Here is a 15509-nt window from a genome sequence, read left to right as displayed (position 1 = left end):
ATTCCGGGGCTTTTCGTTTTGCCTAGCCTTTTTGGATTTCACGCGACAAAGCACAGAAGGCTTCAAGTGGAACCTGCTCGGCGCGTTGCGTCGGCTTGATCCCTGCGGCCAGAAGCCGATCTTCGATATCAGGCGTAACGCCTTTCAGCGAGGCCCGCAGCATTTTACGCCGCTGATTGAAGGCGGCTGCAACGACACGTGACAGCGTGGCCGCGTCTGCGGGAAAGCGTGGCTCGGGCAGTGCGGTCAAGTGGACAACGGCACTGGACACTTTGGGTGGCGGGGTGAACGCGTCTGGGGGCAGGGACATGGCAATCCGTGCCTCGGCCCGCCACTGAGCAAGGATGGCAAGGCGGCCATAAGCTTTGCTACCGGGTTGGGCAACGATCCGCTCAGCGACCTCACGCTGGAACATCAGCGTCAGGCTCTGCCAAAAAGGCGGCCATTGCGGTGGGGTCAACCAGCGGACCAGCAACTCGGTCCCTACGTTATAAGGCAGGTTGGCTGCGACTCGGATTGGCTGGGTCAGGTGATCAAGAGGGTCGATTTCAAGAGCGTCACCGTTAATCACTTCAAGCCGACCGGGATAAGCCGCTGCGATGTCGTTCAGGGCCGCGATACAGCGCGTATCCTTCTCCACAGCAACAACCTTCCGCGCGCCCTCAGCGAGCAACCCGCGTGTCAATCCGCCGGGGCCGGGGCCGATTTCCAGCACGTCGCATTCGCTGAGATCTCCGGCCTGGCGGGCAATTTTTGCCGTCAGGTTCAGATCCAGCAGAAAGTTTTGACCCAGCGATTTGCGGGCTGATAGTTGGTGTTTTGCGATGACCTCGCGCAGCGGGGGAAGATTGTCGATCGCGCTCATGACTTGGTTGCCGACACGCTGAGTTTTGAGCTGTGCGCCATCCGCTGTGCAAGCCTAAGAGCCTCGATCAGACTTGTGGGGGCAGCGATGCCCTGTCCGGCGATATCAAGTGCGGTGCCGTGGTCGGGTGAGGTGCGGATAAAAGGCAAACCAAGCGTGACGTTCACGCCTTTGTCGAAATCCAGCGTTTTGATTGGGATCAGTGCCTGATCATGATACATCGCTATCGCTGCGTCATAGCGGGCGCGGGCCGCGGCATGGAACATCGTATCCGCCGGGTGTGGGCCAGTGACGTTAAAACCCTTCGTAGACAGATCAGCGATCAGGTTTGCGATCCAGTCCACTTCCTCGGACCCTATTTTACCACCTTCGCCCGCATGCGGGTTGAGCCCGGCAACAGCAATCCGGGGGTGTGCGATGCCAAAATTGCGTCGTAGTCCCTCAGCGGTAATCAAGATGGTTTCGCTCAGCAACTCGGGGGTCAGCGCCGAGGGTACTTCGGACAGTGGGATGTGGATGGTTGCTGGCACCACACGCAACTGATCGCTGGCCAGCATCATGACAACACGGTCCCGGCCTGCAAGCGCGGCCAGAAACTCGGTATGTCCGGGATAGCCGAAACCAGCGCCGTCAATCAGGGCTTTCTTGTGAATTGGTGCCGTACACAGCGCCGATGCAGCACCCGATTGCACCAGTGACACGCCCCGCTCAATCGCGGCAACCACCGATGGCGCGTTCGCTGGGTCGGGTTCCCCGGGCACATTGGGCGCGGGAAAGTCCAGTTGAAGAACCGGCAGGGCGGTGGCGCAGGTATCTTTCGCCTCGGACGGGTGTGAAATGCGCGCAACTGGTGTTGAAGGCGGCAAATGCGCCGCATCGCCGATGTAGAAGAACGGGCAGCTATCGCGCAGAGCCGACCACGCCTTTGCTGCAGTCTCAGGGCCTATTCCAGCCGGTTCCCCGCAACTGAGCGCAATCGGCGCTGTCATTGTTCGACGATGTTCGCTTCTGCACGCAGCTGGGCCAGCAGACTGTCTGCAAAAGCCGCAAGCCGCTGTTGGGTCAGCGCGTTGGCGACGTCGGTGCGCGACGTATCCTCGCCCAATTCCCGGGTGCGGGTGCAGAGCATCAGGAACAACAGCGTTTGACCATTGTTGCGTGTCAGCGCGGTCGAGACTTCGTTCAAGTCCAGTTTTGCAAGCTCAAGCGCTATGTCACGCGGAATTTCGCCGGGGCTGGCCTGGATGCGTTGCAGAACTTCGGGCGGCTGGCCCTGCGCGACGCCGTAGAGGTCGTCACATGTGTCAATGTCCTCGCGGAGCCTGGCAGCCCTCGCCAGTGATTCGGCGCTGCGGCCACCGGGCATATTGTAAATCGCGTAGTCGATCTCGGAAAAACGGGTCGTTCCGGCGGCAACTTCGCGGATGCCGCGCATCTGGAACAGGGCGATGGCGTTCGGCAGTGACAATGGCTGTGTGATGTCGCCATCCTTCAGCCCCAGCACGACTGGCTGCAGCGCAGGAGGAAGATCAGACAGGTTCAACCAATCCAGACGTCCGCCGTTGTCCCGCGTAGCCGCCGCCGAATACTGCGTTGCGGCCGATGAAAACGCATCAAAACCCTGCAACTGGGAAATTTCCTGCGCCAAAAGCTCGGCCTGAGCGACTGTTTGCGGGTTCACAGGGATGATGATTTCGGACAGCAGCACTTGCAGACCGCCACCGCCAGCTTCGCCAAGGGCGCGGTTGATTTCTTCTTCGCTTGGGCGTGCCTGCGACAGAAAACGTGCGCTGACATAGTCGCGCCAGGAAATCTGATCAGCGACAAAATCCCGAACGGTTTCGCGATCAACGCCTTCATCTGCCAACAATTGCAGGAACTGGTCGGTTGATAACTGCCCCCGCGCTGCGAACTGGTCAATTCCGACCTCTACGTCTTCAGCGGCGGCCTCAATCCCGGCTTCGCGCATAACTTGGCGGCGTAGCCTGTCGTCAATCAGGGCATCGCGTACTTCATCCTCGGTCGCGCCCGGAGCGCCAAGTGCAATCAACATTTGCTGCCGCTGTGTCAGCTCATACCAGGTGATTATGTCCTGATTGACCTTGATCGCCGGTGAGAATGGGCTTTGCGCGTGCGCCAGTGATGATGCCAACGCAATTAATGCAGCGACAAAGGCAGGGGCGACCGGACGAAGCCAACCGGCGCGGAGGAAACTGGTGAAACCTGAAATCAACTGCATCTTCTCTTGTATTGTTGGCCGCCACTTTTGACGGAGTAACCCGTCAGGGCTACGGTAAACCCGAATTCGGTCGAAGGCTCAATACTTGACGACGAAGTAAATCGCCTGCTGACATTCATGTTAACCTGCACGCATTCATTCCGATACGTCACACCAAGCCCATAACGGATCGGTTCGGATTCGCTAAGGTCATACTGCGCCGAGGCCCGTGTGTTCCAGTTCTGATCTACCCTGTAACGCCCGGTCAGCCGGATTTCAGAGATCTCGTCGTCCACATTTTCGTCCGGGTCGGGCTCTTGCCAGACATAGCTGCCTGTGGCGCCCACTGTCTGTTGTTGCCAGCCCGCACGCAGTTCAGCCTTGGCAAAGCTGAAATCCCCGTTCAACAAGCCGCGGCCAGCGAAAGTCCAGCCATTGGACGTGCTAAGCTGTCCCGCCAGCAGCAGGTCCGAGGCCGTACCCTGCAAACCCGATGTCAGGTTGAAATTCGGATCGGCATCTGCGCGAAAAACCTGACCGATCGTGACCAAAGCGCGCCAGTTCCCGGCTGTATAGCGCGACCAATTTACCCCGAATACACCTGTAAGCCCGTCTTCGCGTCGATCCGGGGCAGGAAATCGGGAAAGTGACAACAGATTGCCCTGATCGAATTCCTGAAACGTGCTTTCGTCGTTTGGAACATCTTCGTCGGACACATGGGTCCAGCCAATCTGGGCAATTGGTTCCAGGATTTGTGTCGCGCCCGAGCTCTCTTGCTTGCGAAGCGGATAGCGCAGTGTCAGCGCAGCGCGCGGCGTGGTTCGGGTGACGTTGTTAGGGAACTCGCTGTCATTGCGAATATCGAACCTGTCTATCGATGCGCCCAGGCGCGCTTCGACCCGCAGGCCGGTCGCGAATGTCCAGTTGCGCAGCCATTCTGCATCAACGGTGGCACGGGCGACGTCACGCCCGATAATATCCTCGTCACTGGTCCGCTCATGAGTGTGGGCAATAAAGCCCAGCCGTACCTCACCGCCAACAGAGGTCGGGAACAAGCGCTTTTGGTAGTAGAGATCAAACACTCGCGACGGGATTTCATCCTGATCTTCGCTGTCACGCAGTGTTTTGTAGTGAATAAAGCTGGTGCGAAAGGCCGTGTCGCGCTGAAACCGTTCCAGCGCGATCTCACTGCGCAGGCGGTCAAGGTCGGGCAGGCCATAGTCAGCCAGATAGGCGTCGTCGGATGTCGTCTGGATGTTGAACAAGAAACGGTATCCGTTCAGGACATTGAACCAACCGTTTGCAAACAGATATCCGCGATCCTCGTCCGGTTGCAGATCGTCACGTGTATAGGCGCCTTCAAGCTGAAGACGGCCATTCTTGAAAGCCTGACGATAGCGCAGCCCAAGGGTTTTTGTCTTGGATGAAACATATGGGGTGAGCGTAAGGTCCCTGTGATCACCCAGCTTGATGAAATACGGCACCTGCAGGCCAGTTCCCAATTGCGACGTGGTGCGCACCGAGGGCACCAAAAACCCCGTTGCGCGCTCCAACGTTGGGTCAGGCAGTCGCAGATAGGGAAAATAGAACACCGGCAGGTCCAGCACACGGAATTGCGCGCCTTCAAAATACAGTTGCCGTTCCAGTTGATCATGCGTCACTTTCCGGGCGCGGATCTGCCAGATTGGCGGTCGCCCGTTGGCGCAGACGTGACATGAGGTGGCCGATACCTTGCTAAATTGCGTATACCGGCCGCCAGCACGGGTCGCCTGAACTGACGCGATCTGTACCTGCTGGTCGAACACCATTCGTGCGCCAATCAGCAGGCCGTTCTGAATTCCGTCATCCAGTTCACCCGAATCCGCCAGCAGCGTTGTCTCTCCGGCCTCATCGATGCGGATTGGGCCTTCGAGCGTAAGCGCGCCGCTTCCTCGGTCATAGGTGATGCGGTCAGCGGTGATTTTGATGTCGCCCTGAAAGGCTTCGACGTTGCCTTCAGCCACCAAAACACGGTCAGGCGTGATGAAAACCTTGTCCGCCACAAGCAGCGCGGGCTGGTCTTCCTGTTGTGTATCCTGCGCGGGATTGGCTGATGGTTGCGTCTGTGCCGTGGCCACCGCCGGCAGGGCCAGAGCAACGGCACCGGACAGCAAAAGGCTGGAAATGAGCCGCATCAGCCGTCCTCCGCATGAAGCAGAAGACCAAGAGACAGAAGAATGGCTGCAAAGGGCGGTGCCCAGGCTGCGACTAAGATAGGCAATTGACCGTTTTCCCCGAGTATTTGGGCAAAATTGCGAACGAAGTAGATGGCAAAGCCCAGCAGAACGGCAGACAACACCGCAATCCCCGTGCCCCCAAAGCGAACATGGCGCATGGTAAAGGCTGCGCCGATCATGACCATTGCCATCAGAAACAGAGGCCGCGCAAGTTCTACTTGCAGCCACACCTCGTATTGTTTGGTGGAAAACCCGGCCTCTTTAAGGTCGCGGATAAGCTGGGGCAGATCATATATCGAAATCAGACCTTGTTGGCTCAACGTGTCCAGAATTCGCTGCCGCGTGAGAGTGGTAGGGATTTCGATCTGCTCGTGTACTTCGGCGGAGCCCTCAGGATTTACGTCATCTGCCAAGGACCAGACCTTTGCGTTCGACAGAACCCACGAGTCGCTCGACAAGCGTGCTTTGTCGGCAATGATCTGCCGCGTTGGCCTTCCATCCGGTTCAAAGGTGATGATTGTGACCCGGGTGAGTTCAAGCGCGTCTGAAGCCGTTGTGCCGCGTGCGTGAATGACGGACTGCCCGTTGGCCGAACCCTGACGCAGCCATACGCCTTCCCGCGTGATCGAAAGCGCGGACTCGTCCTGGTTCTTGTACGCACCGGACAGGCGCCAGTATTCCTCGGATGTGGCGGCTGAGATTGGGTTCAGCAGCGCGACAGCCATTGCGCCGATGATCAGCGCCAGCGCCACAGGGGCAAACAACGCACGGATACCTGACCGACCAATGGCGCGTGTCACCACCAGTTCCGAGCTGCGCGCCATACCGATAAAAAGCGCGATTGTGGCCAGAATAACCAGCAGCGGCAACATCTCGTTTATGGCTGCCGGCGTATTCAGAAGCGTCAGGTGCAACAGTTTGCCGAATGACAGATTCTCTGAATTGAATCGCCGGGCTTGCTCGACCAGGTCGATGAGAATCATCAATGTGAGAAAAATACCGCCGATAACCAGAAAGCTCTGCATGAAACGACGGGCGAAATAACGGTCGAGGATCACGGCTGAGCCTCCCACCCGCTAGGGTCGATGTGGCAGCAGAGGCATATGTGGCTATAGCCGCAATTGCCTACGCAGATGCGCTTCGGCATATGCCTGCCCTGTTTCGCCAATTCACTGTCCCTCGATCCGGTCGGTTTTTTTCCGGACTGTAATGCAATTGGCGCGCGGGGAAAACTGCTATCTGGTCAAGATGCTTAGCGCGGGCTAGGTCTTGGGGAACAGAATCTGAGGAGCTTGCGATGAGCAGTCTTGTACCGATCCGGTTTCAACCTTTCGACGCGGACCTAATGACAAAGGCCGAGGGCAGGGTCGCCATTATCATTCCAGCCGATGGAAAGATGAGCCCCGCAGTGCGCCGCGCCAACCGCCTGACTCGCGGCGCGGTGGCGCGACTGGTTGAAAGCGACCGGTTTGAAAAGGTGAAGACTGGCGACGTGATCTCGCTGGCTTGGCCCGGCGGCATGGCGGCCGAAGCGCTGGATATCCTGGTGCTACCGCGCCGCCCGGACACGGACGAGGCGCGAAAGGCCGGTGCGGCGTTGGCAAAGCTGGCAGGCGGCAAGGACATCCTTGTGATGGCAGGCAATCAGGTTCGAACGGAAGAATTGGCAATGGGGATCGCGCTGCGCAGCTATGCGTTTGATGCGCACAAGACCAAGGACACGGACGAAGGCGGCTCTGTCACAATCAGCCACCAGAAGTCTGACGAAGTCGAAGCCGCCTTCGCTCCGCTCTACGCCGTGGCCGATGGTGTACGGATGACGCGTGATCTGACCAACGAACCGGCCAACATTCTGACCACCACTGAATTTGCGGCTCGTTTGGTTGAGATGAAAGAGTTGGGGCTAGAGGTCGAGGTTCTCGAAGAAGACAAGCTGGCTGAGCTTGGTATGCGCACGCTGCTGAGCGTCGGTCAGGGATCGGTCAGCCCATCGAAGGTTGTTGTGATGCATTGGAACGGCGGCGACAAGGATGATGCGCCGCTGGCCTTGGTCGGAAAAGGCGTTGTCTTCGACACAGGTGGTATCTCGCTGAAGCCAGCGGGCGGCATGGAAGACATGACGATGGATATGGGTGGTGCCGGGGTCGTTTCTGGCGCCATGCGGGCGTTGGCCAAGCGCAAGGCCAAGGCCAATGTCGTGGGCCTAGTCGGTCTGGTTGAGAACATGCCGTCCGGCAACGCCACGCGCCCTGGTGATGTGGTCAAGTCGATGAAGGGCGATACGGTCGAGATCATCAACACCGACGCCGAAGGTCGTTTGGTTCTGTGCGACGTCATGTGGTACGCGCAAGAGCGGTTCAAGCCGGTGGGCATGATCGACCTTGCCACCCTGACCGGCGCGATCATCATCGGCCTTGGGCATGAGAATGCGGGCGTGTTCTCGAACAACGATACGTTCTGTGATGCCTTCCTGAAATCGGCCAAGGCCGAGGATGAAGGCGCGTGGCGGATGCCCTTGGGCGACGCCTATGACAAACAGTTGAAATCGCGCATCGCGGACATGAAGAATGTCGGTGGCCGCCCGGCAGGCTCGATCACGGCAGCGCAGTTCCTACAGCGGTTCGTGAAAGAGGATACACCGTGGATTCATCTGGATATCGCGGGTGTGGCCTCGGTATCGTCGGAAACCTCCTACGCGCCCAAAGGGGCAACCGGCTGGGGTGTTCGCGCGCTCAGCCGCCTTGTGCAGGATCACTTCGAGTAACCTGATGGGCGCCGTCTATTTCTACCACCTGACGCGACAGCCTTTGGAAGCAACACTGCCGGTGTTGCTGGACAAGGCACGTCAGGCCGGGTGGAAGATTGCGGTGCGGGGTACCGATCCCGCGCGGATGGATTGGCTGGATGAAAAGCTGTGGCTGGGACCGGAAGAAGGGTTCTTGCCACATGGCCGCGCCGGTGGTCCGCATGACGCTGCGCAGCCCATATTGCTGACGACTAGACCAGAGGCCGCGAATGATCCGGCTTGTGTAATGGCGGTAGACGGCGCGCTTGTTGAGGCGGATGAAGTATCCGCGTTGGAACGGGTGTGCATCCTGTTCGATGGCAATGATGATCACGCCGTTCAGCATGCGCGCGGTCAGTGGAAAGCGCTGATAGCCGCAGGCTGCGCGGCGCAATACTGGTCCGAGGAAACGGGCCGTTGGGAAAAAAAGGCCGAAGCATAACGCTCTGGTCCCGAAAGACTTCTCAGGAGAGAGACAGATGGAAATGAAGCCTTTGGGCCGCACGGGGATCATGGTGACAGACCTGTGCCTGGGTACGATGACATTTGGCACGCAGACATTCGAGGCAGATGGACATACCCAGATCGAACTGGCGCTGGATGCCGGGATCAATTTCGTGGACGCGGCCGAGATGTATCCGGTGAACCCGATCTCAAAAGAAACTGTGGGCCGGACCGAAGAGATTCTGGGCAATTGGAATGCAGCAAATCCGTCGCGCCGGGGGGATTACATTCTGGCAACCAAGCATTCTGGGGCAGGGTTTGCCCACGCCCGCGACGGTGCGCCCATTTCCGGGCAGACGATCCCTGAGGCAATCGAAGGGTCATTGCGGCGGCTACAGACAGACTGCATTGATCTGTACCAGTTTCACTGGCCCAACCGGGGCAGCTATATGTTCCGGCAAAACTGGAACTATGCCCCGTCGGGACAAAATACGAATGAAGTTCTGGACAACATGCAAGAGTGCCTTGAGGCGTTGCAGGCGCAGGTCGACAAGGGCAACATCCGTGCCTTTGGGCTGTCCAACGAAAGCGCGTGGGGCACGGCACAATGGCTGCGGATTGCTGAGCAGATGGGCGCTCCGCGGGTCGCGTCGGTACAGAACGAGTATTCGCTGCTTTGCCGTCATTTCGATACGGATATGGCTGAGCTGAGCGTGCATGAGGATGTCGGTCTGATGGCCTTTTCGCCACTGGGCGCAGGCTTTTTGACCGGCAAGTATCAGGGTGGAGCAGTGCCTGACGGCTCACGCATGTCCCTGGTGGCTGAGATGGGCGGACGCAACAGCCCCCGCGTGTTTCAGGCCGTAGCCGCGTATCTGGAGATCGCTGAACGCCACAAGTTGGACCCGGTCCACATGGCGCTGGCCTGGTGCCGCACGCGGCCTTTCATGATGTCCGCGATTTTTGGCGCGACGTCAGTGGCGCAGTTGGAGCATATTCTGGCAGGCAAGGATCTTCGGCTGTCCGATGAGGTGATGGCCGAGATCGGTCAGGCCCATCGCGCGCATCCAATGCCATTCTAGCGGCGTTGCCCGCCAAGCTCCGCCCGACCGTTTCATTGAATTTGGCTGGTCGGGCAGAGCCCGATCAGTGGTGGGGTGCTTGCGTTCTTTCCTGCCTCAGGTCACGGGCCGACATGCCGTGGGCTGTGCGGAAGGCCCGTGCAAAGCTGGATTGTGAACTAAAGCCCGTTGCCAGCGCCACGTCCATCAAAGGCATGTCCGAGTCGGTGACCAGACGGCGGGCCTCCGCCAGGCGCAGTTGCAAATAGTGGTCCTGCGGCGTGGTATTAAGGCGCAGGCGGAACTGTTGCTGCAAAGTGCGGGGACTGGTGCCAAGCGCCTCGGCGATATCGACCAGCGGGAGAGGTTCATCGAGAGAGGACTCCATGAGTGCGTTAGCCTTGGCCGTCAGCGCCGTATGACGATGCGGCGCACCGGTGCGGCTTTGCGGTTTCGTCGGCTCGGGCGCACCGTCATAGAGGAATAGGCCGGAAACACGTGCGGCAAAACCCGCGCCATGGCGCGCGGCAATAATGTGCAGCATCATCTCAACCGCTGGGATCGCACCGCCCGAGGTCAGGCGATTACCCGAGACCGTGAACCGGTCGGGTCGTACGTCAACCTCAGGGAAGCGGGCGGCAAAATTTGCCAGGTCTTCCCAATGCGTGGTCGCGGCGTGGCCGTCCAAAAGCCCCGCCTCGGCCAACAGCCAGGGGCCACCGTCGATCCCCGCCATCGTTGCCCCGGAGTTCGCGATTCGGCGCAGGCCAGCCAGCAGGCTGGGCGTTGCGTGACGGGCCAGTTGGAACCCGGCCAGAACGATCATCAGGTCGCAACCCTGCAGCCGTGCCAAGGGGATGCCCGGCACGCTCAGCGCGCTGGTCAGCATGGCCGGTTCCGCCTTGGCGGTCACATAATCCCAGTCGAAGGCAGGCCGATCTGCCAGTCGGTTTGCCGCACGCATCGGGTCTACTGCCGACGCAAAACTCAGCGTGTTGCATTCATCCAGCACCAGCACCGCTGTTTTCAGGGCGCGATGTTCGGGCTGCAATATGTTTTTCGCGGATTTCATCAAGTTCGATTCGCATTCTGGCAAGTGTTTTCCCAAGGCTGCGTCAAAGTCGGGGGCGAACGCAAATCGGAATCCGGGGAGAAGCCTGGGGAAAACTCAGGGCAAAACCGGGTATAAACTGGGGAGAACTCAATGCCTCTGGAAATGAACCGCGACGTCTTCATCACTTGCGCAGTAACAGGCTCAGGCGGAACGCAGGATCGCAGCCCGCATGTGCCACGTTCGCCGAAGCAAATCGCCGAAAGCGCGATTGCGGCGGCAAAGGCCGGGGCGGCGGTGGTCCATTGTCACGTGCGCGACCCTGATACCGGCGCACCCAGTCGGCGGTTGGACTTGTACCGCGAAGTCACGGAACGGATTCGTGAGGCTGAGGTCGACGTCATTCTGAACCTGACCGCAGGGATGGGTGGAGACATGGTGTTTGGCCCGACCGAGCAGCCCTTGCCCCTGCGCGAAGACGGGACGGATATGATCGGTGCGGCGGCTCGGGTTGAGCATGTGGCGCAATGCCTGCCCGAGATCTGCACCTTGGACTGCGGTACCATGAACTTTGCCGAAGCAGACTACGTCATGACCAACACGCCGGGCATGTTGCAGGCGATGGGGCGTATGATGACGCATCTGGGCGTAAAGCCCGAGATCGAGGCCTTTGATACCGGTCATCTGTGGTATGCAAAGCAACTGGTAAAAGATGGCGTGCTGGACAGCCCGGCGCTGGTGCAGCTGTGCATGGGGGTGCCGTGGGGCGCGCCGGACGACCTGAACACCTTTATGGCAATGGTGAATAACGTGCCGGATGACTGGACATTCAGCGCCTTTGCACTGGGCCGCAACCAGATGGCCTATGTCGCGGCTGCGGTTCTGGCAGGCGGCAACGTCCGCGTTGGCCTCGAAGATAACCTGTGGCTCGACAAGGGCGTGCTGGCCGAAAACTGGCAGTTGGTCGAACGCGCCGGAACCATCATTGAGAATATGGGCGCGCGTGTGATCGGGCCGCAGGACGTCCGTGAGAAGCTGGGGTTGACCAAGCGGGCGCCGAAGTGAGGTCCGCCTGCTTTCTGGGACTGTTTTTTGCGACTTCTCTGGGTGCCGAAGAAAACGACGCCATAGACCAGTTTTTGGCCGAAGAAAGCAATCTTTGTGCACAGCTTGAATCGGGGGTTCTGACGGGTCCCTTCTGGATACATCGAAACAGTCTGGGGGGATGCCGCGTGGATCGAGTAAAGCATCTCGGCTCAGCTTTTGAACTGGACGTCGGATGCGTAGAGAGCGGTTCGGTTCTTCTGAGGGAGTCCTGGGTTATGGAGCAATCAGGCTCAAAAGAATTCACGATAAGGAACGCAGCCGGAGATGTTTTCGGCACGTTGTATTGTAATAAGGAGCACAAATGAAAACGGCAGCAATCGTCGGTGGTGGTGTAATCGGCGGCGGATGGGTCGCTCGGTTCTTGCTCAATGGTTGGGATGTGCGGGTCTTTGATCCGGACCCCGAGGCCGAGCGTAAAATCGGTGAGGTTCTGGACAATGCGCGGCGGTCTCTGCCGGGTTTAAGCGACGTACCGCTGCCCTCCGAGGGCACACTGACCTTCCATGATGAAATGGCTGAGGCCGTAAAGGGGGCCACTTGGATACAGGAAAGTGTGCCAGAGCGACTTGATCTGAAGCTGAGAGTTTACAAGGGCTTGCAGGAGGAATGTGATCCGGGCGCGATCATCGGGTCCTCGACCAGCGGGTTCAAACCGTCCGAGCTTCAGGAAGGCGCGCTGCGTCCCGAGCAGATTGTAGTCACGCACCCGTTCAACCCGGTCTACCTGTTGCCGCTGATCGAACTGGTACCGACGGAAAAGAACCCGTCCGAGATGGTGGCCCGCGCGCAGGATTTACTGAAATCGGTGGGGTTCTTCCCGCTGCACATCAAGAAAGAGATCGACGCGCATATCGCGGACCGATTCCTTGAGGCGGTCTGGCGCGAAGCGTTGTGGTTGGTCAAAGACGGTATCGCCACGACTGAAGAGGTGGACGAGGCGATCCGCATGGGCTTTGGCATTCGCTGGGCGCAAATGGGCCTGTTCGAAACCTATCGCGTGGCGGGTGGCGAGGCCGGGATGCGGCATTTCATGGCGCAGTTCGGCCCGGCTCTGAAATGGCCCTGGACCAAGCTGATGGATGTGCCCGAATTCACCGATGATTTGGTCGACTTGATTGCCGAACAGTCCGATGCGCAATCAGGCATGCACTCGATCCGTGAGTTGGAACGCATTCGTGACAACAACCTTGTCAGCATGATGCGCGCTCTGAAGGCGCAAAACTACGGTGCGGGGGCGGTTTTGAACCAACACGACGCGCTGCTCAAACCCGGTGCTTTGCCGACGCTTGAACAAGCCGACTTGACCCAGCCGATCCTGACCCTGTCCCGTGCGGTGCCGTTGGATTGGACCGACTACAATGGTCATATGAACGAGGCGAAGTATCTTGAGGCGTTCGCCGCCGCGACGGACCGTTTCATGGAGATAATCGGGTGCGATATGGACTATATCGCGTCGGGCGGCAGTTACTTTACGGCCGAAAACCACATCCGGTACATCGACGAAGTGCACGCAGGGGCTAGGATTCAAATACGCACGCAGATGTTGCTGGGGCAGGGCAAGAAACTGCACGTGTTCCACAGCATGTATGAGGGCGAAAAGCTGCTGGCGACGGGCGAAAGCTTTTTGCTTCATGTGAGCCTTGAAACGCGTCGCCCCAGTGCGCCATCGCCCGAGATCGAAGCCGCAATGGCACAGATTGCGGAGGCGCAGGCCGGGTTGCCGTACCCCGAGGGAGCCGGGGCCGCGATCCGTAAACCGGCATGACTCGGCGCGTGCTGATTACGGCCGGCGCTTCGGGCGTCGGTCGCGCCATGGCCGAGGCGTTCGATGCGGCGGGATACGATGTCTGGATCACCGACATAGACGCAACCGCGCTGCAATCGGTTCCAGAACACTGGACGGCGCGTAAGGCCGATGCGTCGAACGAAGCCGATATGAGTGCCGTGTTTCAGTCCATGGCTACCAAGGGCGGATTGGACGCTTTGTGCGCGAATGCCGGAATTGCCGGTCCAACCGCTGCCGTCGAGGATGTTGAGCTTAGCGATTGGCGGTCCTGCATCTCGGTCAATTTGGACGGTGCATTTCTGGCGGCAAAATACGCCGCGCCTTTAATGAAGGCGGCACAAACGGGCAGCGTTATCCTTACGTCCTCAACTGCTGGTCAGTATGGCTACCCATACCGCTCGCCCTATGCCGCGGCGAAATGGGCTGTGATTGGGTTGATGAAAACCTTGGCAATGGAACTTGGCCCACACGGCATCCGCGCCAATGCGATCTGTCCCGGCGCGGTGGAAGGGCCGCGGATGGAAGGTGTACTGCAACGTGAGGCCACCGCCAAAGGCATGACCCGCGACCAAGTGTATGCGGGTTATGCCTCGGGTACGTCGATGGGCAGGTTTGTCGAGGGCCGCGACATTGCCAATATGGCTGTTTTCCTCGCCTCAGATTCGGCGCGGCTGATATCGGGTCAGGTCATCGCCGTGGATGGCCATACTGTGAACCCCGACCCGAAAATCTAGGTGGTGTTAGCCCTGGTTGGGACCGCGAAATTGGCGAATGGTCTGGCGGACAGCCTGCCAGTCCTTTGCTTCCTGGACATTCCCGGCGGCTTCGCATTCGCGCATTTTCTGCGCGGCTTCCGCCTCGGCCTGGTCACCATGAGCAGTATATAGGGCCCGTGCGTATTGTGCGGTTTGTAGTGCGTCCATTCCTGTCGTCCTCCGTCTGTGATCGGATTACCCGAAGACTCGCGCCGATGGACGATAGCATAGGTTTCGCGTTGACGCATCTTTAAGGGTCAGAAATTGCGGAGCGGAGTCGCCTCAGGTGATCAGGGAAGTCGCGCGCCGTCAGATCAGCTTCGCGCACTAAGCGGTCGAAATGGCGGGTAAAAGTCTCGATCCGGTCGCGATCACGGAAGGCCATATAATGGCTGCCAGCGTAAAACACGCATAGAAGCGGACCAAAAATCGTAACCGGGGCAGAGTAAAGCCGTTTCGCATCAAACAGATAAATCCTCAGGCGCGGGTAAAGCTGTTCACAGATATCAAGCAGGTGGTCAATCTGGTCCCGCCGTATTTTTGGACACAGACCTTCGTAATACCCGGTGGCATGTACAAAGCTGTCGATCTCATAGAGAGGCATCGCGATTTCATAATCTGACTGGGCACTGCGCATCCATGTCAGACGATCCGCTGAAGCTCCGATTGCTTGATTGGCGGTTCGGCCCAAATGTGGTGCATATTCCCACTCTAACACGGCGCGCGTCTTTAACATGTCCGGCAAGGTTGCTGGAACATAACGAATTTTGTAACCCGCCGCCTCTTGGTGCCATTGGAAAATTCGTTCGTCCACCAGCGCCCGAGGGGCCTCGGTCATTGTAAGCGAACTGGCCAAAAGCTCGGCTGCGCTTTCCGGTCGGTCAGACAAACTCAGAAGCCAGTCCGCAGAAACCCCGAGGGCCGAGGCGCAGCTTCCAACCACATGGGCGTTGGGAAGCCTCGCGCCCTCATCCGTCAATAATTGTGAGACGGTCGAACGATCCACGCCGATTTGACGGGCAATGGCGCTTTGGCTCACTTGGCGCTCTTCCATTGCGCGGGCGAGGCGCTGTCGGAACTGTGACGCACGGTATCGTTTGTCTATTTTATCCTGCATGTGTTTGAAAATATCACAATTGATGAATTTTGTTAATCATATTCAGAATTTTCAACGCATGCGTTGCCCCGTTATTTTGAAGATATAACAACAATATGGGTGAC

General features: G+C 58.7%; 14 protein-coding genes. 6 read left to right on the top strand and 8 right to left on the bottom strand.

Annotated features, from left to right (window positions below; all coding sequences use genetic code 11):
• Nucleotides 1–22 precede the first annotated feature (22 nt).
• The 5 genes from rsmA to lptG are packed head-to-tail and all read right to left on the bottom strand — an operon-like array spanning nt 23 to nt 6357.
• Nucleotides 23–865, bottom strand: coding sequence for a 16S rRNA (adenine(1518)-N(6)/adenine(1519)-N(6))-dimethyltransferase RsmA (gene rsmA / locus ACXAET_RS06010; RefSeq protein WP_475182572.1), 843 nt, complete (start codon nt 863–865; stop codon nt 23–25).
• Complete coding sequence (pdxA, locus tag ACXAET_RS06005) at nt 862–1854, bottom strand: 4-hydroxythreonine-4-phosphate dehydrogenase PdxA (RefSeq protein ID WP_475182569.1); 993 nt, start codon at nt 1852–1854, stop codon at nt 862–864. Before pdxA ends, rsmA begins: the two co-directional genes overlap by 4 nt.
• Nucleotides 1851–3104, bottom strand: a complete 1254-nt coding sequence (locus ACXAET_RS06000; RefSeq protein WP_475182567.1) for a peptidylprolyl isomerase — start codon at nt 3102–3104, stop codon at nt 1851–1853. The genes pdxA and ACXAET_RS06000 overlap by 4 nt, the downstream gene beginning before the upstream one ends.
• Entirely contained in the window at nt 3095–5257 is a 2163-nt protein-coding gene (locus ACXAET_RS05995; protein WP_475182564.1) for an LPS-assembly protein LptD, read from the bottom strand. The genes ACXAET_RS06000 and ACXAET_RS05995 overlap by 10 nt, the downstream gene beginning before the upstream one ends.
• Nucleotides 5257–6357, bottom strand: coding sequence for an LPS export ABC transporter permease LptG (lptG, locus tag ACXAET_RS05990; protein WP_475182560.1), 1101 nt, complete (start codon nt 6355–6357; stop codon nt 5257–5259). Before lptG ends, ACXAET_RS05995 begins: the two co-directional genes overlap by 1 nt.
• Before the next feature lie 239 nt (nt 6358–6596).
• Between lptG and ACXAET_RS05985 the strand changes: the two genes are divergently transcribed.
• From ACXAET_RS05985 to ACXAET_RS05975, 3 genes are read left to right on the top strand one after another with little or no spacing between them, the layout of a single operon-like run.
• On the top strand, nt 6597–8063 hold the full coding sequence (locus tag ACXAET_RS05985; protein WP_475182558.1) for a leucyl aminopeptidase: 1467 nt from the start codon (nt 6597–6599) through the stop codon (nt 8061–8063).
• A gap of 4 nt (nt 8064–8067) precedes the next feature.
• The gene (locus ACXAET_RS05980) at nt 8068–8526 is read left to right on the top strand and encodes a DNA polymerase III subunit chi (protein WP_475182555.1); all 459 of its coding nucleotides are present in this window, start codon (nt 8068–8070) and stop codon (nt 8524–8526) included.
• Nucleotides 8527–8563: 37 nt separating this feature from the next.
• Nucleotides 8564–9610, top strand: coding sequence for an aldo/keto reductase (locus ACXAET_RS05975; protein ID WP_475182553.1), 1047 nt, complete (start codon nt 8564–8566; stop codon nt 9608–9610).
• A gap of 64 nt (nt 9611–9674) precedes the next feature.
• On the opposite strand, the gene ACXAET_RS05970 is transcribed toward ACXAET_RS05975, so the two are convergent.
• On the bottom strand, nt 9675–10661 hold the full coding sequence (locus ACXAET_RS05970) for a GlxA family transcriptional regulator (protein WP_475182550.1): 987 nt from the start codon (nt 10659–10661) through the stop codon (nt 9675–9677).
• Between the two features lie 132 nt (nt 10662–10793).
• Here ACXAET_RS05970 and bcoG point away from each other — a divergent pair, with 132 nt between their 5' ends.
• The 3 genes from bcoG (at nt 10794) to ACXAET_RS05955 (ending at nt 14267) form a co-directional block, all read left to right on the top strand.
• Entirely contained in the window at nt 10794–11705 is a 912-nt protein-coding gene (bcoG, locus tag ACXAET_RS05965) for a 3-dehydrocarnitine:acetyl-CoA trimethylamine transferase BcoG (RefSeq protein ID WP_475182547.1), read from the top strand.
• Between the two features lie 343 nt (nt 11706–12048).
• Nucleotides 12049–13512: a carnitine 3-dehydrogenase gene (locus ACXAET_RS05960; protein WP_475182544.1), complete on the top strand. Its 1464-nt coding sequence runs from the start codon at nt 12049–12051 to the stop codon at nt 13510–13512.
• Nucleotides 13509–14267, top strand: coding sequence for an SDR family oxidoreductase (locus ACXAET_RS05955; protein WP_475182541.1), 759 nt, complete (start codon nt 13509–13511; stop codon nt 14265–14267). Before ACXAET_RS05960 ends, ACXAET_RS05955 begins: the two co-directional genes overlap by 4 nt.
• A 6-nt stretch (nt 14268–14273) precedes the next feature.
• On the opposite strand, the gene ACXAET_RS05950 is transcribed toward ACXAET_RS05955, so the two are convergent.
• Together ACXAET_RS05950 and ACXAET_RS05945 are read right to left on the bottom strand one after the other, a co-directional pair.
• Nucleotides 14274–14456 (bottom strand): hypothetical protein, encoded by a 183-nt coding sequence (locus tag ACXAET_RS05950; RefSeq protein WP_068331670.1) that lies wholly within the window; start codon nt 14454–14456, stop codon nt 14274–14276.
• A gap of 82 nt (nt 14457–14538) precedes the next feature.
• The gene (locus tag ACXAET_RS05945; protein WP_475182538.1) at nt 14539–15405 is read right to left on the bottom strand and encodes a helix-turn-helix domain-containing protein; all 867 of its coding nucleotides are present in this window, start codon (nt 15403–15405) and stop codon (nt 14539–14541) included.
• Nucleotides 15406–15509: the final 104 nt, after the last annotated feature.

This window comes from Ruegeria sp. AWH4_226, assembly GCF_056159225.1.
This window is presented reverse-complemented; position numbering and strand designations above follow the sequence as displayed.